The following is a 24532-nucleotide window of genomic DNA, read 5'->3' as shown; positions in this document are numbered from 1 at the left end:
ACCAGTGCGCCAGACCCTGCCGATGATTTGGCTGCGGCTGCGTAACCCCCCGATATTGCAGTGACCTCTATATTGAAGGATGCCATCCATGAAAAATAATGCTCTGGTTCTGACCGCGCTTGCTGGCGCTCTGTTTAGTGTGAATGCTTCCGCGGCCACGAAATGGGATTTGCCCACGGCTTACCCGGACTCCAATTTCCATACTGAAATTGCCATGAAATTTGTCAAGGCGGTGTCCGATGCCACGGGCGGCGAATTCAAAATTACCGTTCACTCCAACGCATCGCTGTTCAAGGCGCCGGAAATCAAGCGGGCAGTGCAGGGCAACCAGGCTCAGGCGGGCGAAATCCTGCTCAGCAACTTCGCCAACGAAGACCCCATTTATGAATTGGATGGCCTGCCGTTTTTGGCCACCGGCTATGAACAGGCCTGGAAACTGTACCAGGCCCAAAAGCCCTATCTGGAAAAGAAGCTCGAAGCCCAGGGTATGAAGCTGTTGTATTCCGTGGCCTGGCCGCCTCAAGGAATCTTTACCAATAAGACGCTCAATTCGATTGACGACATGAAAGGCCTGAAATGGCGTGCGTACAGCCCGGTCACTTCCAAAATTGCACAGGAAGTGGGCGCGCATCCGGTGACCATCCAGCAGGCTGAACTGTCTCAGGCATTGGCCACCGGGGTGGTTGATTCGTATATGTCATCGGGCTCTACCGGTTATGACACCAAGACTTATGAGTATCTGAAAAAACTCTACGACACGCAGGCCTGGTTACCCAAGAATGCGTTGATCGTGAATAAAAAAGCCTTCGATGCACTGGATGACAAAGAGCGCAAGGCATTGCGGGATGCCGCGGCCGAAGCGGAAAAAACCGGCTGGGCATTGTCGCAGGAAAAAACCAAATGGTACAACGAGCAGTTGGTCAAGAATGGCGTGGAAATCGTCAAACCGTCCAGCGAGCTGATTGCCGGCCTGACCAAAATCGGCGAGAGCATGATTGCCGACTGGACCAAGAAAGCCGGCGCCGATGGTGAGAAACTGCTGAACGACTACAAATCAAAATGAGACGTTTGCTTAACTGTATCTATGAAGGCGCAGCCTGGCTTGCCGGGCTGTTTATGATCGGCATTCTGGTGTTTGTGCTCTGGTCTATCATCATCCGGCAAATGGGAACCAACTTTCCGGGGCTTGATGCCTACGCCGGTTACTCCATGGCCGCGGCCGGCTTTCTGGCGCTGGCCAGCACCTTTCGCAAGAATGAACACATTCGCGTCACGCTGGTTCTGGCTGCGCTCAAGCCGCGCGCGCGCCACTATCTGAACCTGTTCACACTTGTGGTTGCGATCGTGCTGTCTGGTGCGCTGGCCTGGTTCAGCATCAAGCTGGTTATGGATTCATACAGTTATCACGATCTGTCTACCGGAGAAGATGCAACGCCCTTGTGGATACCGCAGTTGGGCATGGCTGTCGGCTGTCTGCTGTTTTGTATTGCGATCGTGGATGAGTTTATCTGTTCGCTCAAAAAAGGCTACTCGCGCACAGAGGAAGAACCGGTGTCCATGCAGACTTGAACCGTGGGAAGGGTACTTCCCCTGGGTAATCCATGCCGGGCAGGAGTCCCGGCAAATCATGCGCATACCGCGCGGAATGCATTATGAATGAATCACTTGTCATTATTGTCCTGCTGGTTGCCATCTTCGGTTTCCTAGGCGCCGGGGTTTGGGTTGGCCTGACCCTGTCGGGCTGCGCCTGGCTGACTATGGCGCTGTTTTCCTCCAGACCGGCGGGCGATGCCATGTCGCTTACTATCTGGGGGGCGTCCTCGAGTTGGACGCTGACGGCGCTGCCACTGTTTTTATGGATGGGCGAAATTTTGTTTCGTTCGCGGCTCTCCACTGATCTGTTTCGTGGCTTGGCGCCATGGCTGGACCGGTTGCCGGGCAAGCTGCTGCATACCAATATTATCGGCTGCGCTATTTTTGCAGCCGTTTCGGGCTCATCGGCTGCAACCTGCGCCACCATTGGCAAAATGACCATTCCTGAACTCAAGCGTCGTGGCTATCCTGACGATCAGGTGCTGGGTACGCTGGCGGGCGCCGGCACGCTCGGTCTGCTTATTCCGCCCTCCATTATCATGATTGTGTATGGCGTTGCCGCCAATGTATCCATCTCCCGGTTATTTATTGCAGGCGTGGTACCAGGCATTCTGCTGGCTGGTTTGTTCATGGGTTACATCATTGTGTGGTCATTGCTGCATCCCGGGGCCATTCCGCCCGAGCAAAGCAAAATGACGTTCCGGCAGAAAATTGCCGAATCGCGGTATCTGATACCGGTCGTGTTGCTGATTGTGGCTGTGCTCGGTTCCATCTATACCGGGATCGCAACGGCTACGGAAGCGGCCGCGCTTGGCGTTGTGGGGGCATTCGTTCTTTCTGTGCTGCAAGGCTCAATGCGCTGGGCCGCATTCAAGGATTCGTTGCTGGGCGCAACACGACTGTATTGCATGATTGCGCTGATTCTGGCCGGCGCCCAGTTCCTTACGCTGGCAATGGGCTATATCGGATTGCCACGCGCGCTGGCCGAATGGATCGCCTCACTGGGGCTATCGCAATTTGGCTTGGTGCTGGCGCTAATGGTGTTCTTTATTATATTAGGCTGTTTTCTGGATGGGATTTCAATGGTGGTGCTCACGATCGGTGTGCTGCTTCCAACCGTACAGGCTGCCGGGCTTGATCTGGTCTGGTTCGGTATCTTCCTGATTTTCGTTATTGAAATGGCGCAGATTACGCCGCCGGTGGGATTTAACCTGTTCGTTTTATCTGGCATGACCAAAAAGGAATTGCCCTATATCGCCAGAGTCTCAATGCCCATGTTCTTTCTGATGATTGTTGGCGTGATGATTATCTACTGGATTCCCGACCTGGTACTGTGGCTGCCACAGAACGTACGCTAAGTGGACGCGGTGCAATATGCGATGCACGTGTTTGCCTTATGTAAATAGTGTAAACACGCATTGCTGCGAATGGTAAATGCGCCGCAAAATGCGGGATTGATCGCCAAAGTAAAGCCAAATAGCTCAAAAATACTTTGTATATATATGTAATAAAGTGTTTTTAATTTTAATTGACATAATTTTATCAAGACTGAAATCTTATGATGGAAGATAACTTTTGTAAGATTTCAATTGCGATTCGCACTGACCGCTAGGGTTTTCACTAGTCTCAATATGAATTTTAATGTGTAACGTGTAGCGAAATGCGCAAATTGTGTGAAGAACAAACGTCACACACGTTTCACAATGCATGTTTAGGATAGCCGGGGTACATGAAAACATTTGATGAATTGTTCTCTGCGTTTAGCGAAGACAACGCTGGCGAGAATCTGGAGTACGATGCCGCTTTTTTGGCGTTACAGCAGGCAGTTGTAGAAAAGCCCGAACAACAGTTTGGCGATACGATTATTGATGCTCAGGCTCCGGATTGGAATCAGGTTGAAAAGCAGGCACTTGCGCTTTGTGACAGAACTTGCGATTTGCGCGTGATTCACGCACTGGTTTGCGCGTGGACGTCGCAAAATGGGCTTGCAGGCTATGCCTGCGGTGTCCGATTGGCGCACGATGCTTTAGAAAAATGCTGGGTGAGTGTTTATCCGCAATTGGTTGAAGATGATTATGAAGATCCGTTGCCACGCATCAACGCATTGAATTCTCTGGCGGATATGCAGGGTGTGGGGCGCAGCGTACGCAGCGCCAACCTGCTCACCGGTGCACATGGCCAGTTGTCATTGCGTGATGCTGAATCCATTATGGAAGGCTCGCGCGCCGATCTGTTTCCCGGTGGCCGGGCCCGATTGGTGGAAACGCTGAACCAGGCTGCCATTGCTGGTGCGCCGGAAATGGTCGGGCTGGGCAGCGCGGCAAAAAGCCTGCAGAGCATTATAGAGCTGGTCACCGAAAAGCTGGGCACCGAGTGGACGCCTTCAGTCTCATCATTGCAGCGAAGTTTTGAATTGATCACAAATGCATTAGGTGCTGCTGCAACATCGCAATCGGAACAACCTGAGAGCACTGCTGCAGACAACAATGGCGGGCAAGGTGTGGTTGAACCCGCCGCTGGCAATACAGCAACAGTGCAACAGCAAGCAGTGGAAAGGCCGGTGTCATGGACGGAAGTACAAATCAAGACGCGCGACGAGGCAATGGTCGCACTGGAAAAAGTCAGCAGTTATTTTGAAATTCACGAACCGAGCCATCCGGCTCCGTTCCTGATCCGGCGGGTTCAGCAGACCATTCCCCTTAATTTTCATGAAATGCTGAAAAATCTTACCCCCGGTAATGCCGAGCAGTTTGAAAACTGGCTGCCCCGCGAAGAGTAAACAGATACAGATAAATATGATCCGCCGGTTCAGCCGGCCAAGAGTTGGAGAGTAAAAGAATGGCTACACGAATGTCGTCACGCAGAAGCGGTCAGAAGTTCATTGCACGAAACCGCGCTCCGCGTGTGCAGATCGAATATGACGTTGAAATCTATGGTGCCGAAAGAACCATTCAGTTGCCGTTTGTCATGGGCGTCATGGCCGATCTTGCCGGTAAATCCGAAGTGCCGCAGGCCGATATCAACGACCGCAAATTTCTTGAAGTAGACATCGATAATTTCGATGAACGCATGAAGGCCATCAAGCCGCGCGTGGCGTTTCAGGTTCCCAACACCCTGACCGGCGAAGGTGTGCTCAGTGTGGACATGAGCTTTGACAGCATCGACGATTTTTCACCGGCACAGGTGGCGCGCAAGGTCGATGCGCTTAAAGAATTGCTGGAAGCGCGTACTGAGCTGGCCAATCTGCTGACCTATATGGATGGCAAAACCGGCGCCGAAGAACTCATCAACAAGGTACTGAAGAACCCGGCCTTGATGAAAACGCTGGCAGCAGCGCCGAACAAGGATACATCTGCCCCCGAGGCTGACAAGCCTGAATCCGACGCAGACGACACCAGTAAGTAACAGGAAGAGTTAAATGAGCACGAGCGTACAGAAAGAAGCGGTACAGTTAGAAGGACTGGAATCCGATGGTCTCGCTTCATTACTGAAAAAAGAATTCAAGCCCAAGACTGACCAGGCGCGCGAAGCGGTAGAGAACGCGGTGCGCACGCTGGCCGAGCAGGCGCTGGCCAACACGGTCACTATGTCTTCGGACGCCTATTCGACCATCCAGGCGATTATTGCGGAGATTGATCACAAGCTGTCCGAGCAGATCAATCTGATTATGCACAACGATGAATTCCAGAAGCTTGAAGGCGCCTGGCGCGGCCTGCATTATCTGGTCAACAATTCAGAAACAGACGAACTGTTGAAAATCCGCGTCATGTGCATCACCAAGAAGGAACTGGGCCGCACCCTCAAACGCTATAAGGGCGTCGGCTGGGACCAGAGCCCGATTTTCAAGCGTGTTTACGAAGAAGAATACGGCCAGTTTGGTGGTGAGCCCATCGGCTGCATTGTGGGCGATTATCACTTTGATCATAGCCCGCCAGACGTTGAGCTGCTGGGTGAAATGGCACGCATCTCTGCCGCAGCCCACTGCCCATTCATTTCCGGTGCGTCGCCTGAAGTCATGCAGATGGATTCCTGGCAGGAACTGGCCAATCCGCGCGATCTGACCAAAATCTTTACCAATTCGGAATATGCCGCCTGGCGTAGTTTGCGCGAGTCAGAAGACTCACGCTATATCGGTCTGGCGATGCCGCGCTTCCTGGCCCGTCTGCCTTACGGCTCACGCACCAACCCGGTGGATGAGTTCGACTTTGAAGAGGACACCGACGGCGCAACGCATGAGCGATATACCTGGGCTAACTCGGCCTACGCCATGGCGTCCAACATCAACCGTTCCTTCAAGGAATACGGCTGGTGCACTTCGATTCGTGGCGTTGAATCTGGCGGGGCGGTCGAAGATCTGCCTTGCCACACCTTCCCCACCGATGATGGCGGCGTCGATATGAAATGCCCCACGGAAATTGCTATCAGCGATCGGCGCGAGGCCGAGCTGGCCAAAAACGGCTTCATGCCGCTGGTGCATCGCAAGAACTCAGACTTTGCCGCCTTCATCGGTGCGCAGTCGCTGCAAAAGCCCCACGAATATAACGACCCGGATGCCACCGCCAATGCCCGCTTGTCGGCCCGCCTGCCGTATCTGTTTGCATGCTGCCGCTTTGCGCATTATCTCAAGTGTATTGTGCGCGACAAAATCGGTTCCTTCCGCGAGCGTGACGATATGGAACGCTGGCTTAATGACTGGATCATGAATTATGTCGATGGTGATCCGGCCAACTCGTCCCAGGAAACCAAAGCGCGCAAGCCTTTGGCTGCCGCTGAAGTCCAGGTTACCGAGATTGAAGACAACCCAGGCTATTACGCTGCCAAGTTCTTCCTGCGTCCGCATTATCAGCTCGAAGGCCTGACAGTGTCGCTGCGTCTTGTTTCAAAACTGCCGTCGCTTAAACAGAACGACAGCTGATTTGTTCCCGAACATACTGCCCTTTGCACAGGGCAGTGACGATTGACCGGCGCATCGAAGCGATGGGCCGGACAAAACCGGATATCCGGCAGTTGGGGGTATCTGCAGTTGTAAGTAGTACGTGAAGCAATGACAGGCCGAAGTGGCCTGATCGCAAATCAAATTAATTAGCTCACTAGGAGAAAATTGTGGCTGTTGATATGTTTATGAAAATTGAAGGTGCAAACGGTGAATCCAAGGATTCAAACCACAAGGACTGGAGCGACATTCAGTCTTTCGCATGGGGTGCAACACAACCCGGTTCCATGGCTACCGGTGGTGGTGGCGGTACTGGCAAAGCCAGCTTTAACGACCTGAATGTTGTTGCCCGTGTTGACCGTGCTGCACCTGCAGTGATGAAACACTGCTCTACCGGTAAACACCTGAGCAAGGTCGAAGTATCTGTATGCAAGGCCGGTGGTACACAAGTGGAATACTCCAAAATTACGCTGGAAGACGTTCTGGTGACTTCTGTTCAATACACAGGCGCACACGACGGTGATGCCATGATGGTTAGCTATGCGTTCCAGGCTGCCAAAGTCAAACAGCAGTACTGGGAGCAAACAGAGCAGGGCGGCAAAGGTGCTGAATCTGTTGTTGCCTATGACGTCAAACAAAACAAAATCGTCGGTTAATCCGCTTTTGTTGCGTTGACAGCAAGGGAGCTTTTTTTGAGGCTCCAAAGGAGCTAACAGGTATGCCCCGTTGGGTATCTGTTAGCTCATTGCATTTTTTAATACGGAATGGATATGACAGGCATCATAAAGGCACTGGACGGCAAGAGCGTTGATGAACAGCTCGATCAGGTGAAGGCTCAAATAAGAAAAAAACCGGCTGACGCCGATCTGCGTGCCCGGCTGTTCCAGTTGCTGGCCGTCAAGGGATTATGGGACAAGGCTTTCGAGCAATTGAAACTGAGTTCGGAAATGAATGCCCAGGCCCAGCCCGTTGCAGTGCTTTATACTGGCGCCATAACGGCAGAGCAGGAACGCGAAGCCGTCTTTCGTGGCGAGAAAACGCCGGCGGTCTTCGAACAGCCGCCCGAGTGGATGGCCATGCTGCTTGAGGCCTTGCGCAGTGACGCCGAGACGGCGCACGCCCTGCGGGAACAGGCGCTGGAAGCGGCGCCAGCTGTTTCAGGTACGGTTGTGGTCAATGACCAGGAACAGGGACAGCCCTTTGAATGGCTGTGCGACGGCGACAGCCGCCTTGGTCCGGTGTGCGAGGTTATTGCCAACGGCCGCTATGGCTGGGTTCCCATGGATATGATCCAGTCGTTGCGCCTGATTCCGCCTGAAGGGCTGACCGATCTGATCTGGGTTCAGGCCGAAATCACGCTTGTGAGCGGTCGTTCGCAGATCGGCCTGATTCCGGCGCGTTATCCGGCGCCTGCCGATAAAAATTATGCCGATCTGGACGATGCCAGCAATCTGTCGCGTCGGACAGACTGGCAGCAGATCAGCCAGGACATCTATTTCGGAACCGGACAGAAAATGTGGATGACCGATGCGGGCGAGTATGCGTTGCTGGATATGCGCAGCGTCACGTTTCATCATGGGCAGTTGAACTGACCCGCCAGCCTGTATCGGAAACAGAAATAGAACAAAAGCAAGATAGTTACAGGTGTGTCGTATATGGATATGGAAGACATTTCAGGTAAACGAACGGCCTTCGGCATGCGTGAGCGTCGCGCAGCCAAGGATCGTTTGCAGCCGGCATTGCTGGATCGCCTTACCGACAATGAACCGCTGAAAAAAAAGGAAAGTCGCGACAGCGTTATGATCACGTACGATACGCTGCGCCATGCGGTGCTGCGTGACCTGCGCTGGGTGTTGAACACGGTCAATATTGAAACCGTGGACGACCTGGATGCCTTTCCCCAGGTACGCAATTCAACGGTCAATTTCGGCGTCGAAGCCCTGGCCGGCAGGCGCATGTCCGAGATTGACTGGGTTGATATGGAGCAGTCCATCAAGACGGCCATTATTCATTTCGAACCGCGAATTCTGTCCGATTCGCTGGAAGTGGCTTGTGTCAGCGAAGTGACCTCGCTGGAGCATCACAATGTGCTCAGCCTGGAGATCCGCGGCAAACTTTGGTGCAATCCCTATCCGCGCGAATTTTTGTTCCGTACCGACATTGATCTGGAAAGCGGTCATATGGATCTGCAGGAACAGGGGGCTGCCTGATGGAACAGCGTTTCCTTGACTATTACAATCGTGAACTTGCCTACATCCGCGAGATGGGTAAGGAGTTCGCCGATCACTACCCCAAGATAGCGGGCCGACTGGGCATGAATGGCATCGAGGTCGCCGACCCGTATGTCGAGCGCCTGCTCGAAGGCTTCAGCTTTCTGACCGCGCGTATCCATATGAAAATGGATGCCGAGTTTCCGCAATTTTCCCAGCGTTTGCTCGAAGTGGTTTATCCGAATTATCTGGCGCCAACCCCATCCATGGCAGTGGTGCAGGTGTCTCCCAGCATGAACGAGGGCAGTCTGGCCAAGGGCTTTACCCTGCCCAAGGGTACGGTCATGCGTGGGCGCATCCCCAAAACGGAACAGACCCCCTGCGAATTTGTGACCGGCCATGCATTGACCCTGTGGCCATTGCAGGTCACGGCCGCCGAGCTCTCGGGTGTGCCCCCCGACTTGCCCTTGAAGCGGATGAATCTGAACAACCGGAACCAGCCTGTGCGCAGCTCGCTGCGCATCCGGCTGGAAATCAAGGGTGGCGTCAAGCTGCACGAATTCAAGCTGGATCAACTGGTATTTCATTTGAATGGTCAGGACATTCATATGCAGCGCTTGCTGGAGCTCATCATGGGACACACCATCACGGTGCTCTGTCATGATGCCGACAAGCCGGTCAAATGGATTAACCGCATCAATGTCAATGACGTGCGTCATGAAGGGTTCGAGGGCGACCAGGCGCTGCTGCCTGCCGAGGCCCGGATCTTTCAGGGCTATCGCATTATTCAGGAATACTTTGCCTTTCCAACGCGCTTCATGTTTTTCAGCGTCAACAATATGCAAAAAGCGCTCAAGCTGCCGGCAGCCATTGCCGCAGGCAGCGCCAACGCAGCGGCTGGCCAGGAAAGCCGCAGCTTTGAGCTGACATTCCTGTTTGACAAAGACATGCCCGAATTGGAAGGCAATGTGACAGCAGAAAATCTGGCGCTGCACTGCACGCCGGTGGTTAACCTTTTTCCCAAAAAGGCCGATCGGATTACGATTTCGCCCAATACCCATGAATATCATTTGGTGGTTGATCGTACGCGGCCGCTGGATTTCGAGGTTTACAACACGACACGGGTAGCGGGCTACTCGAGTGTATCGGATCTGACCGAAAAGGAATTTCGACCCTTTTTCGGCTCCCTGGGCAGCGATACCGACGATTATGGCGCTTACTATTCCATGCGACGTGAACCGCGTCTGCTGTCTGATACCGCTGCACGCAATGGCGCGCGTACTGGTTATATCGGCAGCGAGGTCTTTATTTCACTTGTGGACAAGCACCAGGCGCCTTTTTCCGAGGATTTGCGGCACCTGAGCATGGATGTGCTGTGCACCAATCGCGACCTGCCCATGCTGATGCCCATCGGCCAGAAAAACGACCTGGCGTTGCGCGTGTCGGCACCCATCGAAGGCATCAAAATCCTGCGAGGGCCGTCGCGCCCCCGGCCTGCGCTGGCCCAGGGTGCCTATGCCTGGCACCTGATCAGCCATCTGGGCCTCAATTACCTGAGCCTGATTGATTTGGATACAGAAAAAGGCGCACAAACCCTGCGTGAGATGTTAAAAATATATGCAAATATCGCTGATCCGGCCGTTGCCAAGCAGATCAACGGCGTTCGGCATGTCCGGGTAGAGGCTGTGCACCATCGCCTGCCCGTGCCGGGACCCATCGTGTTTGGCCGGGGTGCGCGAATTCATCTGGAAGTGGATGAAGGGCATTTTCCGGTGTCAGCCCCTATTTATTCGGAGCCGTGCTTGAGCAGTTTTTTGCCCGGCATGTCTCCATCAATATGATGTCCGAGCTCGTGCTGTCTACCATGCAGCACGGTGAACTGGCCCGCTGGAAGCCCGTATGGGCGCCCGGCCAGCCGTCTGAATCGCTGTACGTTGACGATCAACCGCCAAAGGAACAAAAATGTCTTCAGTTGCCCAGCCTAAAACCTACCCCGTCTACGATCCGGTCCATCTGATCGGCGTCGTGAAAAAGCAGGATGAGCAGGAGTTTGTTGTTGAATGCGATGGTCATGAATGGGTCTGCCGTCGTGCTGCCAGCTGCCTGTTGCAGCCCCAGGTGGATGATACCGTGCTGATCAGCGGTCCCGAACGGGCTCGCGTATACCTGATTGCGGTCATCGAACAGGCTCATCAGAACGAATCCACGGTCAGTGTGCCGGGCAAGCTCAATATTTCGGCCGACTCAGTCAATATCCACAGTGCCGCTGCCATGCAATTGCGCGGTGGTACCGCGCTGGATATCAACACCGTACAATTGAAGCTGAGTGCGGAAAAAGGCCAGTGCGTCGTTAACGAGATGCAATATGTCGGTCGTGAACTGAAAACCACGGTTGGCATGATGCGAATCATCGGCAAGGTTTACGAGTCGATCATGGACCGTTTGTCATTCATGAGCCGCACGTCGTTCAAACTGACCGAAGAGGTTGAACACTTGCGGGCCGGCACTATCGATTATCAAGCCGAACAATCTGCCCGCTTGCATTCCAAATACACCATGGTCACGGCCAAGGACCTGGTCAAGGTCGATGGCAAACAGATCCATATGGGTTGATCCGGGGGGCGCGGGGCGACCCGCGCGCGTGTTGCCGAGTCGCCTTAGTGGGCGCCCGAGGCTGCCCCAGGCTTGGCCATGAACGGCGGCCTGGTCAGCCAGACCAGTCCGACCAGCAGCAAAAACAGCCAGCCCAATCCCCAGAAGACTTCGTTGAATGATATCTGCAGTGCCTGCTGATTAATCAGGTTATTAATATTGTAGGCGGCTATCTCGGTGGTTTCACCGTACTGCTTTAACGCTTCTACCGCTGTCGGATTATAGACATTAATATTTTCGTTTAGCTGGGCATGATGAATAACTGCGCGATGGTCCCACAGGAATGTGGTAATCGACGCCGAGAAACTGCCTCCCAGCACCCGCAAAAAAGCCGCCAGGCCGGAGCCGGCAGCGATCTCGTCGGCACGCAGGTCAGACAGCAGAATGGTCAGCACTGGCATGAAGAAAAACGCGACACCCAGGCCCAGCACCAGCTGGGTCATGGCAATATGCATGTAATCCAGATCGGTGGTGAAGTCCGCACGCCAGAACGAGGTGAACGACATCACTATGAACGACAGGGATGCCAGCACGCGCAGATCAATACGATTGGCATATTTACCCACGATAGGCGCGAGAAAAACCGGCAGGATCCCGATAGGCGCCGACACAATTCCCGACCACATTGAGTCATAGTTCAGGGTGCGCTGCAGCCATAAGGGGATCAGCAGGCTGATGGCAAAGAAAGCGGAATAGCCGAAAATAAGGGCAACGGTGCCGAAGGCGAAATTGCGATGCCGAAAGAGCGTCAGATTCACAATCGGATTGGGGTGGGTCAGCTCCCAGATCAGGAAAGCAATCGTGCCGACCACTGCCACGATCGTCAATACCACGATAAAGTCCGAGCCGAACCAGTCTTTCTCATTGCCCAGGTCCAATACCACCTGCAGTGAACCCACCGCCACAATCAGCAGAATCAGACCCATATAATCTACGCCGGCTTTAATGATCGAAACCGGACGAGATCGCATCTGCACAAAGACAATAAAGCTGGCAAACAGCCCTACCGGAATATTGATAAAGAAAATCCATTCCCACGAGTAGCTGCTGGTAATCCAGCCGCCCAGGATAGGACCGGCTACCGGTGCCACCACCGTGACCATCGACAGGATGGACAGCGCCATGCCGCGGCGCGCCGCGGGATAAATGGAAATCAGCAGGCTTTGCGTGATCGGATACATCGGGCCTGCCACCGCACCCTGCAATGCGCGAAAAACAATGAGCTCCGTCATGTTTGTGGAGATGCCGCAAAGAAACGACGTAATCACAAACAGGATGGTGCAGATATTGAACAGGCGCACCTCCCCGAAGCGTCGACTCAGAAAGCCGGTCAGCGGCAGCGTAATGGCATTGCTCACGGCAAAGGAGGTAATAATCCATGTGCTCTGCGACGAACTGACGCCAAGGTTGCCGGCAATGGTCGGCAACGACACATTGGCAATTGTGGTATCGAGCACCTGCATGAAGGTGGCCAGACACAGGCCAGGGTCGTCAGCCACAGGCTGGCCGGGGCGAACGGCTGTGCGGGCGTGCCGGACGGCGCCTTGGGTTTTTCGTTACTCATCGGTGCTGCTATTATCGGAGTCGTCGGTCGCCAGGTTCTGCTGCACAATGTCGGATATCAACCGGTCCGCCGCCGCTACCTGTTGATCGTAAATCGTGGTCAGCAGCTTGCTGTTCGGATTGATACCGCTGGCAAGCACTGCGCCCTCTGTATTGTGCAAATCGGCTTCAACAAACATGGACATGCCAATGCGCAGCGGGTGTTTTTCCAGCTGCTCAGGTTTGGCAAACTCCACGCGTACCGGGATCCGTTGCACGATTTTGATCCAGTTGCCGGTGGCATTCTGGCTGGCAGCAGGGCAAAGGCGCTGCCCGTGCCAATGCCCAGGCTGCTGATCACACCGTCATACACCACGTCGTCACCGTAAAGGTCGGAGGTAATGTGCACCGGCTGGCCGATACGCATGTCTTTCATTTGTGTTTCTTTGAAGTTGGCGTAAATCCATGCGTTTTTCAGCGGCACCACGGCCATCATGGCGCTGCCGGCCGCTACGCGCTGGCCGACCTGGGCCGCACGCTTGGCGACATAGCCATCAGTCGGAGCCGTAATGGTACTGCGCACATAGGTCAGATACGCGGCTTTCAATTTGGACTCGGCAACCAGAATATCGGGATGCTGGTTGATCAGGGTGCCGGCCACCAGAGCATTGCTTACCTCGGCGTTCTGCTCTGATGCGGTCAGTTGGCTACGCGTTGCTTCGAGCTGGCTGATGGCAGACTGATACTGGCTTTGGGCCTGCAGAAATACATCTCTGGCGTGCGCGCTTTCCTCTTCTGAAATGGCGCCGGACTTGACCAGCTTCTGTCTGCGACTATAGTCGGCCTTTGCCTTGTCCAGCGCTGTTTTGGCTCCCTTGACGGCAGACTCCTGCGCCTGCACCAATGCCTGCTGGGCGCCCGATGTTGCCTTGGCGCCGCTGGCCTGACTGTACAGGCTGCGCACTTGTCTTACGGTTTTGGCCAATGCGGCCTTGGCCTCGTTCAGGGCAACTTCGGCTTCGGTCTGGTCCAGGCGGATCAGCGTATCGCCGGCATGCACAAAGTCGCCATCGTCAGCGAAAATACCCACCACGGTGCCTTGAACCTGTGGCGTGATCTGAATGATATTGCCCTGTACATAGGCGTCGTCAGTGCTTTCATACCAGCGACCATTCAGGTAATACATGACACCCGCAATAATGGCAATGATTACAATCGTCAGGAACAACAGCTTGAACAGAAAACCGCGTTTGTTGCCGGCAGGCTGTTTCTTTTGCCTGGCCTTTGCCCCTGTTGCGGAAGAAGCGGAAACGGCGGACGGTGCGTCGGGGTTGACCGTCGTTGAATTTGAATTGGAACTCATGGAAGATGGTAACCGTGATGATCAGCCGGGCAAACACGGGATCAGGCAATGCCAGCGGCATCACCCGATTCCCGAGCGGCTGGAATAATGTAGGTTCAATTAATTGGGTAAGCAATAATTGCTTGGTCAATTAATGATAATCACAGAAAAAATCACGGTCAAATATTTTCTGAAAACGGCCGTGCAATCGACACGATTCTGTTGTGAAAGTTCGGGAAATTCAGTCCTGCGTAAGCCTTGGCGGCACATTTGCGACCGCGCACCCGTAGCCGGTAGCGGCATTGCAAGCGGTTCGGGCAGGTCGGCTGCTGGCATCCACGCCGCTCAGCAGGCGGGCGGTGCCAGGGGCGTAGAATGAAATAGTATGGGGTTGCCAATGTGCGCGCAGGCGTACAAGAGCCGCATTGATCAGAACGATGATCCGGTTGTGCCAGAAAGGCGATTTCCTCTGGCGTGGATTCGCGCCCCAGAATCTCGTTGCGATGCGGATAACGACCGAAAGCGTCAATGATGGCCTTGTGTTTCAGCTCGAATTGATACGATTCGTTTGAACCATATTTGCGAAACAGGCATTCGGCGGCCTGGTGAATCACAGTGGATTCCGAATGCATCATGGGCATCAGCAAAAAATTATTCTCCTGTTGCGTCAGATCGTTAAATTCGGCGGTCCGCGAGGCCTCCTGGGACAGCACCAGCGCCATTGCATCCTGGGCAAAGGCCAGGGGCGTGCCGCGGCCGATGTTGCGTGAGAACTGATCCAATACGATGATCTCGGCCAGGCGTCCTCGGATGGAACTGCGCCAGCCGCTGAGCTCGGCGCGTGAGGCCTGTTGCCATACATCGGTAAAGCGCTCACGAATCGTTGCATCAAATTGCGGATCGCTGGCGAACCATTGCTCAGAAGGGGTGTGTTCGAACCAGAAGTCAAGAATATCCTGTGGAGACATACGCGATCCTTTTATAGAAATAAAGCAATAAAGCGAAGAGAGAATGGCCGGCGACGGAGGCAGCCAAAGGCGGGTCCTGTGTTAACTGCCTCTGGGCGCCGTGACACTGTCATGGTGTCGCCGACCGTTATAATACAGCCTTGATATTACGGGATTCGTCGCCATTTGCGACGTTATATCACCTCACAATAACTGCATCGTATTACGGGACTTTTCATGAGATTACTGCTCGCCATCTTTCTGCCTTTTGTTGCATTTTTTACGATTGGACGCCCAATCGCCGGTATCGTTTGCCTGATTTTGCAGATCACGCTCATCGGTTGGCTGCCCGCTGCATTGTGGGCTGTCTACGCGCTGAGCCAGTATACGACCGATAAAAAAATCGCCTCGGCGCGTCAGCTTTAAACCGCAATCCCGCCGTGCTGCGCAACCGTTGCATGGTATTGAAAGAGACCTGCCATGCACACTGTTAACCTGCCGTCGTTTCGCATATTCGGCATTCAAACCCGCACCCGCAATGCCGACGAAGAGACATTGAAGACGGCAAGGCTGCCCCTGCTCTGGCACGACGTGTACACTGAACTGGTTCCCGAGCTGCCTGCAGATGCCCCCATCTATGGGGTTTATGGGGAGTATGAATCGGATCAGGACGGCCGTTATACCGTGACGGCGGGGGCGGACCAGAAACCAAAAAAATGCAATCTGGATCTGGTCGAGGTCACCGTCCCCTCAGGACAATATCTGGTCTTTAGCGGCAAGGGGAAAATGCCCGAAACGGTCATCCGGGTATGGCTGGATATCTGGGATTATTTCAAACGCGAAGATACGCCTCATCAGCGGGCCTATACCACCGATTTCGAAATATATCGGGGCGCGAGGAAAGGGCGATTGAAGTCAGTGTGCATATCGCCATCAAATAAATCATCACGCTATCGCTTGGCCGGGTGGGCGTGACCTGGCTCGGTTTGACCGCCGCCCAGGGCCAGAGCTCGACGAATAGTTTTGCGACTGCTGCCTGCATGGTAGATTCCCCGGCAAAACAAGCGTTATCGGCAAAGCATGTTGCAGATAGATTACACATTTGCGGCGGTTTTCATTCGGATGTGATAAAACGATTGAAAATTACTGCCGGCCACTTATGATGGAAAGCTCTTTGAGTTCTTTCTGTCCGAAGTCGATACGCGTGAAAAATCCCTATTTACCTCACTATAACAACCATTCCGGCTGGAACGCGCTGCTGCCTGCGCGCACCGCAACCACTGAACCACAAGGCCCGCGAGCCTTTGACTTCATTGTTATCGGGGCTGGCTTTACCGGTCTGTCGGCGGCCCGGCGCCTGGCGGAACTGGCGCCGGAAAAATCGGTGCTCATTCTGGAAGGCAGCGTCATCGGCGAGGGCTCATCAAGCCGCAATTCCGGATTCATGTCTACGTTTCCGCGTTCGGGCATTGCAAAGGATCCGGCGCAGGACGATCTGCTGGGGCGCATGCAAATTCGTGTCTATGAACAGGGGTTACAGTGGCTCAAGCAGACCCTGCAAGAGAACAGGATTGAATGCGACTGGGATGAACATAGCGGTAAATACAATGCATCGGCGACACCCGCCGGCAAGGCATCCCTGCTGTCGGGCATTGATAAAAACAAGCGACTGGGCATTGACAGTGAAGTGCTGAGCCAGGACCAACTGGCGCAGCGACTGGGTACGCGTTATTACGATTTTGGTTATTACACACGCAATAATGTATTTGTCCAGCCTGCGGCCATGCATCGTGGCCTGGCCGATACCCTGCCGGAAAATGTCACTTTGCTGGAAGAAACGTTTGCTAATCGTGTTGCCGGCAGCGCAGGCCGCTACACGGTGTCGACCAGCAAGGGTGATTTTTCCGCGGGCCAGCTGGTGATTGCCAATAACGCCTTTGCCCGCAAACTGGGTTTCCTGAAAGACCGTCTGATTGCCATCTATACGTATGCCGGGCTGACCCCGGCGCTATCGGATGAACAGGCCGCTGCCCTGGGGCCGGCCAGGCAATGGGGCTTGCTGCCGGCTCACCGCCTTGGCACGACGCTGCGCAAGGTGTCGGGCAACCGTTTTATGGTACGTAGCGCCTATTCCTATGAATCAGAGCGCAGTGCTGCTGCGTATACCACCATGCTCACGCATTATTACAAACGGCGTTTCCCGCAAATGGCATCGCATGAGTTTGAGTTTGTCTGGGGAGGAACCACCGCGCTGACGCGTAACGGCGGAATCTTTTTCGGTAAGCTGGCCGATGGCATCTACGGTTCGCTCGGCTGCAATGGTTCGGGCGTGCTGCGAGGCACGGTAAACGGGCGCCTGTTGGCCGAGCTTATGCTGAACCATCAGTCAGAAGAGCTGGATGCGGTACTGGGACTGGGTGGGCCGTCCTGGCTGCCCCCGGAGCCGTTGCGGGCGCTGGGTGTCAAAAGCGCGATCTTCTATCAGGGAATCCGGGCCAGCGCCGAGCGTTAAAAATGCCCACAGAGGCTGCGCCGTTTCGTGCCTCACCATTGCGCCGTCCACTGTATCGGTTATGGCGCAGTGTATTGCGATCGCAATACCTGTGAGATAAATTGCTGTCGCTTAGTTTGATAGCGCCATATGGGGGCTGCCCAGCGCCGGGTCAAAGGGATTCAGACTGCTGCTGATCGCGGCCGCTTCACGTTTCAGAATATCCACAATAAAGGGCAGGCGCTCCTGAGTCAGCCTCTCGGTAAGGACGCTCAACCCGATTGCGCCTACCGGATAGCCAGTGGTGTCGGTAAACGCTACTGCAATACCGCCGATGCCCGTCAGTTTGCCGGGACCGGTGTTCAGCACATAGCCGTTTTGCTGCGTCTGCTTGATTCTTGCGCGCAACTGCGGCTCGTCAATTCCATCGTCCTGGTAAAAGCGCGGAATGTTGAATGCCAGGATGGCATTTTGCTCGCTTTCCGGCAGGGCGGCCAGAATGGCTATACTTCCCTGGCCCAGCCCAATGGGAATGCGCCCGCCAATACCGCCGGTCAGCGATTGAGTGATATAGCTGCCTTCCATTTTATCGATACACACCACGTCATAGCGGTCTCGCAAAAGCACAAACGCCGAATCCTGCAGTGTGCCCACAATTCTGAGTATGGAACTGCGACAGGTGGCGCGCAGCGACGATTCATTGTGATGCGCACGAGCCACCAGGGAGAATAGCTCCAGGGTCAGCGCGTAGGATTTACTTCCCTGGCGCTGCAGCACAAAGCCTTCGGCAATCAGCGTTTGCAAAAGCCGGTGCACCGTAGCCTGGGAAAGTTCAAGCTGGCGGGCAATGTCGGTCACGCGCAACCCTTGCGGACCTGCATCACTGAGCAAGCGCAAAATACCCAAACCTTTGGTAAGCACACCTTGTGCGCCTGCTGATTGCTGATCCATAGTTGTATTTTGTTTAATGAAATTAATATTTAAATATTATATATATTTTTCCATTAAATGAAATATAAATAAAAATAATTTTATTAGTAGAAATACCAATATATAAATCGGCCCATGCAAGGGACAATTATCAAGCTTAAATACAACTGTCATAAACAGCATGACTGTTGCGCGCGCCCTTGATGCATTCTCGTTGTTTGCCGCCGTATCCCCTCATACGATGCCGCATGTGCGAAACAGTGCAGTCTGCGGAACCATATCAAAACGAACGAAGTGAGGACGTATGTCTTTTTTGCAGTTACACGGCCTGACCAAAAAATTTGCGGACACCACCGCTGTCGACAATCTGTCTCTTGACGTTGCCAAAGGCGAATTCGTTTCGCTGCTTGGTCCGTCCGGCTGTGGCAAGACCACCACCCTGCAGATGATTGCCGGATTCGTTGACGTGACCGCTGGCAGCATCATTCTGGATGGCAAGGACATCACGTTTGCAAAGCCCAATGAAAGAGGGCTGGGAATTGTTTTCCAGACATACGCGCTTTTTCCGCATATGACAGTGGAAAAGAATGTGGCCTTTGGTCTGGAAATGCGCAAGCTATCGGGCAGCGATATTGCCAGGCGCGTTAAGGATGCACTGGCCATGGCGCAACTGGAGAAATTTGCACAGCGCTATCCGCGCGAACTGTCGGGCGGCCAGCGCCAGCGCGTGGCCCTGGCGCGCGCCTGGTGATTCAGCCCCCAGTGCTGTTGCTGGATGAACCTTTGTCGAATCTGGATGCCAACCTGCGTGAAGAGATGCAGTTTGAGCTGCGCCGGATTCAGCAACAGGCGGGTACCACCACCATCATGGTGACGCACGACCAGGCCGAAGCGCTGTCAGTCAGCGATCGTGTGGTTGTCATGCGCGAAGGCAAAGTCATCCAGATTGATGAGCCTTACGTCATGTACGAAAATCCGGCCACGCCCTTTATTTCCCGCTTCGTTGGCAAGACCAATACCTTTACGGTCACATTGACGGCGACAGCGCAGGGCCGCCAGTTCGATCTGGACGGTCACAGCATCATTCTGAAAAATGAAGCAGGTATGGCGCCAAGTACAGGCGCCTGCGAAGCACTCATGTCTTTGCGTCCCGAAAAAATCGTGATTGGCCGGCAAGGACAGGGGCGCTTTGCCGGTTCGGTCAAAAACAGCTTTTTCCTTGGCAATTTATGGATGTACGAGGTGCAGACCGCTTTCGGGCTGGTTATCGTATCGGTCATCAATAACCACCAGCAGGTTTATAAAATTGGCGAAAACGTCAGCCTGGACTGGCATGAAGGCGCGCTCAAGGTCCTGACGGCCGAGCCTGCCGGGGATCTGTAACCATGACGCATCCTGATCCCGGCGCCGCGCCGGTGCGCAAGCGGCGCCTGAGCTTTCTGGGCGCCATGCCACTGACACTGCTTTTTATCGGCCTGCTGATCGTGCCGCTGGTGCTTACCATCGTGCTGTCATTCCGGCCCTACGATTACGACCTGGGCGTGCAAGCGGGCTGGACGCTGGACCAGTACATTGAAATATTCACCAGCAACTACACACTCACGGTATTTTGGCGCACGCTCTGGATATCGGGCCTGGTCACAATCATCTGCGTCCTCATTGGTGTGCCCGAATCATATATCTTAAGTCGCATGAAAGCGCCGTGGAACTCTGTTTTCCTGCTGGTTATCCTGTCTCCTCTGCTTATTTCACTTGTGGTGCGGGCGTTTGGCTGGAGCATGCTGCTCAACCCCATGTCGCCCATTGGCAAGCTGACCGAGATGATGGGCCTGGGGTCACTGCTATACACCTCTTCAGCCGTAGTAATCGGCCTGGTGCATGTCATGCTGCCGTTCATGATTATTCCCGTGTGGACGTCGCTTAATAAAATTGATCCGCAAACCATCAAGGCAGCATACTCGCTCAATGCCACCAAATGGCAGACCATCAAGCGGGTCATTCTGCCGCAGGCCACACCTGGCATTTTGTCGGGCAGCCTGATTGTCTTTGGCCTGTCCACCAGCGCGTTTGCGATCCCCGTGCTGCTTGGCGGAGGACGCTCCCGCATGGTGTCCAATAGCATTTATGAGCAGTTCATGATTGATCTGAACTGGCCCATGGGGGCAGCGCTGGCCATGATGTTGCTCATTATGAATCTGATCATTATGATGTCCTACAATCAAATTCTCGAGCGCTCCTATAAGCGCAGTTTGGGGTAAACAATGAAAAACGGACCCCTCTCCCTGTTGTTCAACACGCTGGTCACAATCTTCATTCTTGCGCCACTGGTTATCGTGTGCCTGGTCGCCTTTACACCGGAAGATGTGCTGTCCATTCCCACCACCAGTTTTTCATTGCGCTGGTTCCGGGCTGTCTTTAACGAATCAGGTTTTATCGCCGCCTTCCAGACCAGCCTGTGGGTGGCCTTTGCCAGCGCTTCAATCAGTGCTGCATTGGCACTGCCCGCCGCGTTTGCCATTGCCCGTGGACAATTTCGTTTCCGGCATGTGATCAATGGCCTGTTTCTATCGCCATTGATGATTCCCAGTCTGGTCATGGGTGTTGCTCTGCTGCGCCTGTTTGCGATGCTGGGCGTTCGCGGCAGCCTGTTATGGCTCATCCTTGGTCATGTCATCATTGTTACGCCATATGTGATACGGCTGGTGCTGGGATCTCTGGTGGGCTTTGATAAAAGTATTGAGCATGCTGCCGAGTCACTGGGCGCAGGCAAGTGGACAGTGTTTCGGCGCATTACCTTTCCCCTGATCCTGCCGGGTATTTTCGGCGGGTGGATCCTGGCGTTCATCAACAGCTTTGATGAGCTGACCATGTCCGTCTTCCTGACTTCACCCACCACCATTACGCTGCCCGTCAAGATGTACATGTATGCGACCGAGTCCATCAATCCGATGCTGTCGGCCGTATCGGCGCTCATCATTGTGCTGACTGCGCTCACCATGTTCGTGCTTGATCGCGTCTATGGACTGGATAAAATCCTGATCGGAAAGCAGTGATCATGGCAAATGCAATCATGCAGAAAAAGGCAAGCTGATGCCGGGGCTTTTTATGCGACTGGTTGACCAGCAGCGCGAGCCGTGCCATTTTTTTGTGAATGGCACGCCGTGTACGGCACGCCTGGGCGACACCATCATGACGGCGTTGCTCACCCTTAATGAGCATCTGCGCCTGACCGAGTTCACCGGTTCTCCACGCGCCGGCTTCTGTCTGATGGGCGCATGCCAGGATTGCCTGGTGCTGCAGGAAAACGGCGAGCGCGTACGCGCCTGCTCTACACTGCTGCAGGAAAATATGCGATTTGTAATACCGGGGCAAAACAGGTGAGCGCGCACGCACCGGTCATCGTGGGGGCGGGCCCGGCAGGCATACGTGCCGCCCAGGTCCTGGTGCAGGCTGGGTTGCGTCCCATCGTCATTGATGAGGCATCCAAACCAGGTGGGCAAATCTACCGCCAGCAGCCTGATGGATTCACCAGAACTGGCCGCCAGCTTTATGGTTTCGAACATAGCAAAGCCAGTGCGCTGCACGAGACCGCAAGGCAAATGATCGCGTCGGATCAGATTGATTATCGGCCCAACACCCTGGTGTGGGACGCAGATGCCCACCAGCTGTATGTCATCCGTGATGGTAAGCACGATGCAATTGCTTATGAACGCGTGATCCTGGCAACCGGGGCCACCGATCGGGTATTGCCTTTTGCCGGCTGGACGCTACCTGGTGTATACACGCTGGGCGGCGCACAAATCGCCCTGAAGTATCAGGCTGCGCGATCGGCAAGCGAGTCGTGCTTGCCGGTACCGGACCGCTCTTGTATCTGGTTGCCTATCAATACTGCAAGGCGGGCGCGCAGGTGTCCGCAGTGCTCGATACCAGTCCATTCCCCACGCTGCGCCAGGGTATGCAAGCCTTTGCCGCCGATGCGCCGCTCATGGCCAAGGGGGTTTATTACATGGCCTGGCTGCGGGCCCACGGTGTACCGATGAAGCATGGGGTCGCCGGTTTTGAAGCAGATGGTGTAGCCAGAGTCGACGCGGTCCGTTGGCGTAAAGCGGCCGATTCGGCAATGCAGACCGTAGCTTGCGATGCCCTGGCTTGCGGCTTTGGGCTGCGTTCCGAAAATCAACTGGCCAGCCTGCTGGGTTGCGACTTTGTGTTTGACGAACAGGATTGCACTTGGCAGCCGCAAGTGCAGCCCGGCGGCCAGAGCAGTCGAGCCAATGTGTATCTGGCCGGCGACGGCATGCGTATTGGCGGCGCCGATATGGCCGAACTAACCGGCAGGCAGTGTGCCTACAGCCTGCTGCAGGATCTGGGTGTTCATTGCGATCATAAACAGGTGGCGCAACTGGCCCGGCGTATTGCCCGAGGCCGAAAAACACGGCGTTGTATCGACCATATGTTTGCGCCGCCGGCCCACTGGCTGGATGCGGCCGACGACGCGCTCATGGTATGTCGTTGCGAGGAAATCCGGGTGGGCGAAATCCGACAGATGCTGCGTGACGATCCGCATTCAGGCCTGAACAGAATGAAAGCGCTGTCGCGCGTGGGCATGGGGCGTTGTCAGGGCAGAATGTGTGTGGCCGGGGCGTCCATGCTGTTGGCGCATGAACAGGGCATTGCCCTGTCCGGCGTGGAGCGATTGCGCAATCAACCGCCGGTCAAGCCGATTCCGATAGGTAGGGTGGCATGCAAACCCTGAACACCGATGTCCTGATCATTGGCGCTGGCATTATTGGTGCCAGCACCGCCTATTTCCTGTCCAAACAGGGCTTGCAGGTGTTGCTGTGCGATGCCGGACAAAGCGGCACCAAGGCCAGTGGTGTTAACTTCGGCGGCGTCAGGCGCCAGGGACGACCGCTGTCGCAAATGCCACTGGCGATGCGTTCACATGAACTGTGGGGGCAACTGTCCGAACTCATTGGCATAGACGGTGAATATATTCGCTGTGGGCATCTGAAAGTCGCGTTCACCGAACAGGATATGGACCGCCTGCAGGCATACAACAGCAGCGTGGCATCCTGTGGTCTGGATCTGCAATGGTTGGATGCCGGGCAGGTGCATAGCCGCTACCCGTGGTTAAGCAGGGATATTGTCGGGGCATCGCTGTGTCCGGCAGACGGTCACGCCAACCCGAGACTGGTGTCGCCAGCCCTGTCCTGGGCGGCGCAGCAGTCCGGGACCAGACTCATGGAGCATTGCCGGATCACCAGCAGCTGTTATGACGGTCGTCATTTTCAATCGGAAACGGCAGACCAACAGCGTATTCAGTCGCGCTTTGTTGTCAATACGGCAGGCGCCTGGGCGGGAAACATCGCAGCGATGTTCGGTGAAGCGGTGCCGCTGACCGAGATCTACCCACAGATGGGCGTGACCGAACCGCTACCGTCCATCATGAATGTGGTGCTGGGTGTACAGGGCGGTGGCCTCTATGCCAGGCAGGTCGCACGCGGCAATATTATTTTCGGCGGCAGTCGGGCGCACTCGGTGACAGCCGGTTATGCCCGGCCGTCGCAGCAGAGTGTGAGCATGCTGCTAAGCCGTCTGGCCGGGCTGATTCCCGGCATTGCAAATGCCCATGTCATCAGGTTCTGGAGCGGGGTCGAAGGCGCCACCCCAGACCTGAACCCCTGTCTTGGCCCAAGCAGCACAACGCCTGGCTTGTTTCATGGTTTCGGCTATAGCGGAGCGGGGTTCCAAGTAGGCCTTGCATCGGGAGAGGTGCTGGCGCAGCTAATTGCGACCGGCAATAGCCCGATCCCGATAGAGGATTTTCGAATTGACAGATTTACAGCTGATTCCGGCAAGCTGTAGATCTCTTCATGGAATGCCGGCAAA

24 protein-coding genes and 2 pseudogenes are annotated in these 24532 nt (G+C 54.8%); 21 read left to right on the top strand and 5 right to left on the bottom strand.

Going from position 1 to position 24532, the window contains the following annotated elements; translation table 11 throughout:
- Positions 1–88: 88 nt before the first annotated feature.
- The 11 genes and pseudogenes from TKWG_RS19045 (at position 89) to TKWG_RS18995 (ending at position 11349) form a co-directional block, all read left to right on the top strand.
- A complete protein-coding gene (locus tag TKWG_RS19045) occupies positions 89–1063 on the top strand; it encodes a TRAP transporter substrate-binding protein (protein WP_014752401.1) in 975 nt (324 codons plus the stop codon).
- Complete coding sequence (locus tag TKWG_RS19040; RefSeq protein ID WP_014752400.1) at positions 1060–1569, top strand: TRAP transporter small permease; 510 nt, start codon at positions 1060–1062, stop codon at positions 1567–1569. The genes TKWG_RS19045 and TKWG_RS19040 overlap by 4 nt, the downstream gene beginning before the upstream one ends.
- 83 nt (positions 1570–1652) lie before the next feature.
- Complete coding sequence (locus TKWG_RS19035; protein WP_014752399.1) at positions 1653–2951, top strand: TRAP transporter large permease; 1299 nt, start codon at positions 1653–1655, stop codon at positions 2949–2951.
- A gap of 371 nt (positions 2952–3322) precedes the next feature.
- Positions 3323–4372, top strand: a complete 1050-nt coding sequence (gene tssA, locus TKWG_RS19030) for a type VI secretion system protein TssA (RefSeq protein WP_014752398.1) — start codon at positions 3323–3325, stop codon at positions 4370–4372.
- 59 nt (positions 4373–4431) lie between these two features.
- Positions 4432–4998, top strand: a complete 567-nt coding sequence (tssB, locus tag TKWG_RS19025; RefSeq protein WP_041709659.1) for a type VI secretion system contractile sheath small subunit — start codon at positions 4432–4434, stop codon at positions 4996–4998.
- 13 nt (positions 4999–5011) lie between these two features.
- Entirely contained in the window at positions 5012–6508 is a 1497-nt protein-coding gene (gene tssC / locus TKWG_RS19020) for a type VI secretion system contractile sheath large subunit (RefSeq protein WP_014752396.1), read from the top strand.
- 188 nt (positions 6509–6696) lie between these two features.
- Positions 6697–7182 carry an Hcp family type VI secretion system effector gene (locus tag TKWG_RS19015; RefSeq protein ID WP_014752395.1) on the top strand — a complete coding sequence of 162 codons (486 nt, stop codon included), beginning with the start codon at positions 6697–6699 and terminating at the stop codon, positions 7180–7182.
- Between the two features lie 114 nt (positions 7183–7296).
- The gene (locus TKWG_RS19010; RefSeq protein WP_014752394.1) at positions 7297–8118 is read left to right on the top strand and encodes a type VI secretion system accessory protein TagJ; all 822 of its coding nucleotides are present in this window, start codon (positions 7297–7299) and stop codon (positions 8116–8118) included.
- 63 nt (positions 8119–8181) lie between these two features.
- Positions 8182–8736 carry a type VI secretion system baseplate subunit TssE gene (gene tssE / locus TKWG_RS19005; RefSeq protein WP_014752393.1) on the top strand — a complete coding sequence of 185 codons (555 nt, stop codon included), beginning with the start codon at positions 8182–8184 and terminating at the stop codon, positions 8734–8736.
- Positions 8736–10753: pseudogene (tssF, locus tag TKWG_RS19000) on the top strand (type VI secretion system baseplate subunit TssF). The gene tssE and the pseudogene tssF overlap by 1 nt, the downstream one beginning before the upstream one ends.
- Positions 10699–11349 carry a DUF3540 domain-containing protein gene (locus tag TKWG_RS18995; RefSeq protein ID WP_014752391.1) on the top strand — a complete coding sequence of 217 codons (651 nt, stop codon included), beginning with the start codon at positions 10699–10701 and terminating at the stop codon, positions 11347–11349. The pseudogene tssF and the gene TKWG_RS18995 overlap by 55 nt, the downstream one beginning before the upstream one ends.
- Positions 11350–11393: 44 nt before the next feature.
- Here the strand turns inward: TKWG_RS18995 and TKWG_RS18990 are convergent, their stop codons facing one another.
- The 4 genes and pseudogenes from TKWG_RS18990 to TKWG_RS18980 form a co-directional block, all read right to left on the bottom strand.
- Positions 11394–12887 carry a DHA2 family efflux MFS transporter permease subunit gene (locus TKWG_RS18990; RefSeq protein WP_014752390.1) on the bottom strand — a complete coding sequence of 498 codons (1494 nt, stop codon included), beginning with the start codon at positions 12885–12887 and terminating at the stop codon, positions 11394–11396.
- Positions 12888–12944: 57 nt separating this feature from the next.
- The gene (locus tag TKWG_RS27565) at positions 12945–13208 is read right to left on the bottom strand and encodes a hypothetical protein (RefSeq protein WP_456047809.1); all 264 of its coding nucleotides are present in this window, start codon (positions 13206–13208) and stop codon (positions 12945–12947) included.
- 119 nt (positions 13209–13327) lie between these two features.
- A pseudogene (locus TKWG_RS27560) lies at positions 13328–14116 on the bottom strand (efflux RND transporter periplasmic adaptor subunit); the annotation flags it as partial.
- 335 nt (positions 14117–14451) lie between these two features.
- The gene (locus TKWG_RS18980) at positions 14452–15240 is read right to left on the bottom strand and encodes a DUF924 family protein (RefSeq protein WP_014752388.1); all 789 of its coding nucleotides are present in this window, start codon (positions 15238–15240) and stop codon (positions 14452–14454) included.
- Positions 15241–15456: 216 nt separating this feature from the next.
- On the opposite strand from TKWG_RS18980, the gene TKWG_RS18975 reads away from it, so the two are divergent.
- The 3 genes from TKWG_RS18975 to TKWG_RS18965 all read left to right on the top strand — a co-directional run bounded on the left by TKWG_RS18975 (position 15457) and on the right by TKWG_RS18965 (position 17731).
- Positions 15457–15645, top strand: a complete 189-nt coding sequence (locus tag TKWG_RS18975) for a YqaE/Pmp3 family membrane protein (protein WP_014752387.1) — start codon at positions 15457–15459, stop codon at positions 15643–15645.
- Positions 15646–15699: 54 nt separating this feature from the next.
- Positions 15700–16194, top strand: a complete 495-nt coding sequence (locus tag TKWG_RS18970) for a GyrI-like domain-containing protein (RefSeq protein WP_014752386.1) — start codon at positions 15700–15702, stop codon at positions 16192–16194.
- Positions 16195–16423: 229 nt separating this feature from the next.
- Positions 16424–17731: an NAD(P)/FAD-dependent oxidoreductase gene (locus tag TKWG_RS18965; protein WP_014752385.1), complete on the top strand. Its 1308-nt coding sequence runs from the start codon at positions 16424–16426 to the stop codon at positions 17729–17731.
- Between the two features lie 111 nt (positions 17732–17842).
- Here the strand turns inward: TKWG_RS18965 and TKWG_RS18960 are convergent, their stop codons facing one another.
- Positions 17843–18631 carry an IclR family transcriptional regulator gene (locus TKWG_RS18960; protein WP_171815193.1) on the bottom strand — a complete coding sequence of 263 codons (789 nt, stop codon included), beginning with the start codon at positions 18629–18631 and terminating at the stop codon, positions 17843–17845.
- A gap of 313 nt (positions 18632–18944) precedes the next feature.
- On the opposite strand from TKWG_RS18960, the gene TKWG_RS26730 reads away from it, so the two are divergent.
- The 7 genes from TKWG_RS26730 to TKWG_RS18930 all read left to right on the top strand — a co-directional run bounded on the left by TKWG_RS26730 (position 18945) and on the right by TKWG_RS18930 (position 24508).
- Complete coding sequence (locus tag TKWG_RS26730; RefSeq protein WP_322786575.1) at positions 18945–19391, top strand: ABC transporter ATP-binding protein; 447 nt, start codon at positions 18945–18947, stop codon at positions 19389–19391.
- The gene (locus tag TKWG_RS26725) at positions 19388–20023 is read left to right on the top strand and encodes an ABC transporter ATP-binding protein (protein WP_322786574.1); all 636 of its coding nucleotides are present in this window, start codon (positions 19388–19390) and stop codon (positions 20021–20023) included. Before TKWG_RS26730 ends, TKWG_RS26725 begins: the two co-directional genes overlap by 4 nt.
- A 2-nt stretch (positions 20024–20025) precedes the next feature.
- The gene (locus tag TKWG_RS18950) at positions 20026–20898 is read left to right on the top strand and encodes an ABC transporter permease (protein WP_014752383.1); all 873 of its coding nucleotides are present in this window, start codon (positions 20026–20028) and stop codon (positions 20896–20898) included.
- 3 nt (positions 20899–20901) lie between these two features.
- Positions 20902–21693, top strand: a complete 792-nt coding sequence (locus tag TKWG_RS18945; RefSeq protein WP_014752382.1) for an ABC transporter permease — start codon at positions 20902–20904, stop codon at positions 21691–21693.
- 37 nt (positions 21694–21730) lie between these two features.
- Positions 21731–22021, top strand: a complete 291-nt coding sequence (locus TKWG_RS18940) for a (2Fe-2S)-binding protein (RefSeq protein ID WP_014752381.1) — start codon at positions 21731–21733, stop codon at positions 22019–22021.
- Positions 22018–22680, top strand: coding sequence for an FAD-dependent oxidoreductase (locus TKWG_RS26720; RefSeq protein WP_014752380.1), 663 nt, complete (start codon positions 22018–22020; stop codon positions 22678–22680). Before TKWG_RS18940 ends, TKWG_RS26720 begins: the two co-directional genes overlap by 4 nt.
- A gap of 703 nt (positions 22681–23383) precedes the next feature.
- On the top strand, positions 23384–24508 hold the full coding sequence (locus TKWG_RS18930) for an NAD(P)/FAD-dependent oxidoreductase (RefSeq protein ID WP_014752378.1): 1125 nt from the start codon (positions 23384–23386) through the stop codon (positions 24506–24508).
- Positions 24509–24532: the final 24 nt, after the last annotated feature.

The sequence above is a fragment of the Advenella kashmirensis WT001 genome, assembly GCF_000219915.2.
In the GTDB taxonomy this organism is placed as follows: domain Bacteria; phylum Pseudomonadota; class Gammaproteobacteria; order Burkholderiales; family Burkholderiaceae_B; genus Advenella; species Advenella kashmirensis.
The sequence above is the reverse complement of the archived record's forward strand: the minus strand, read 5'-3'. Positions and strand labels throughout refer to the sequence as shown.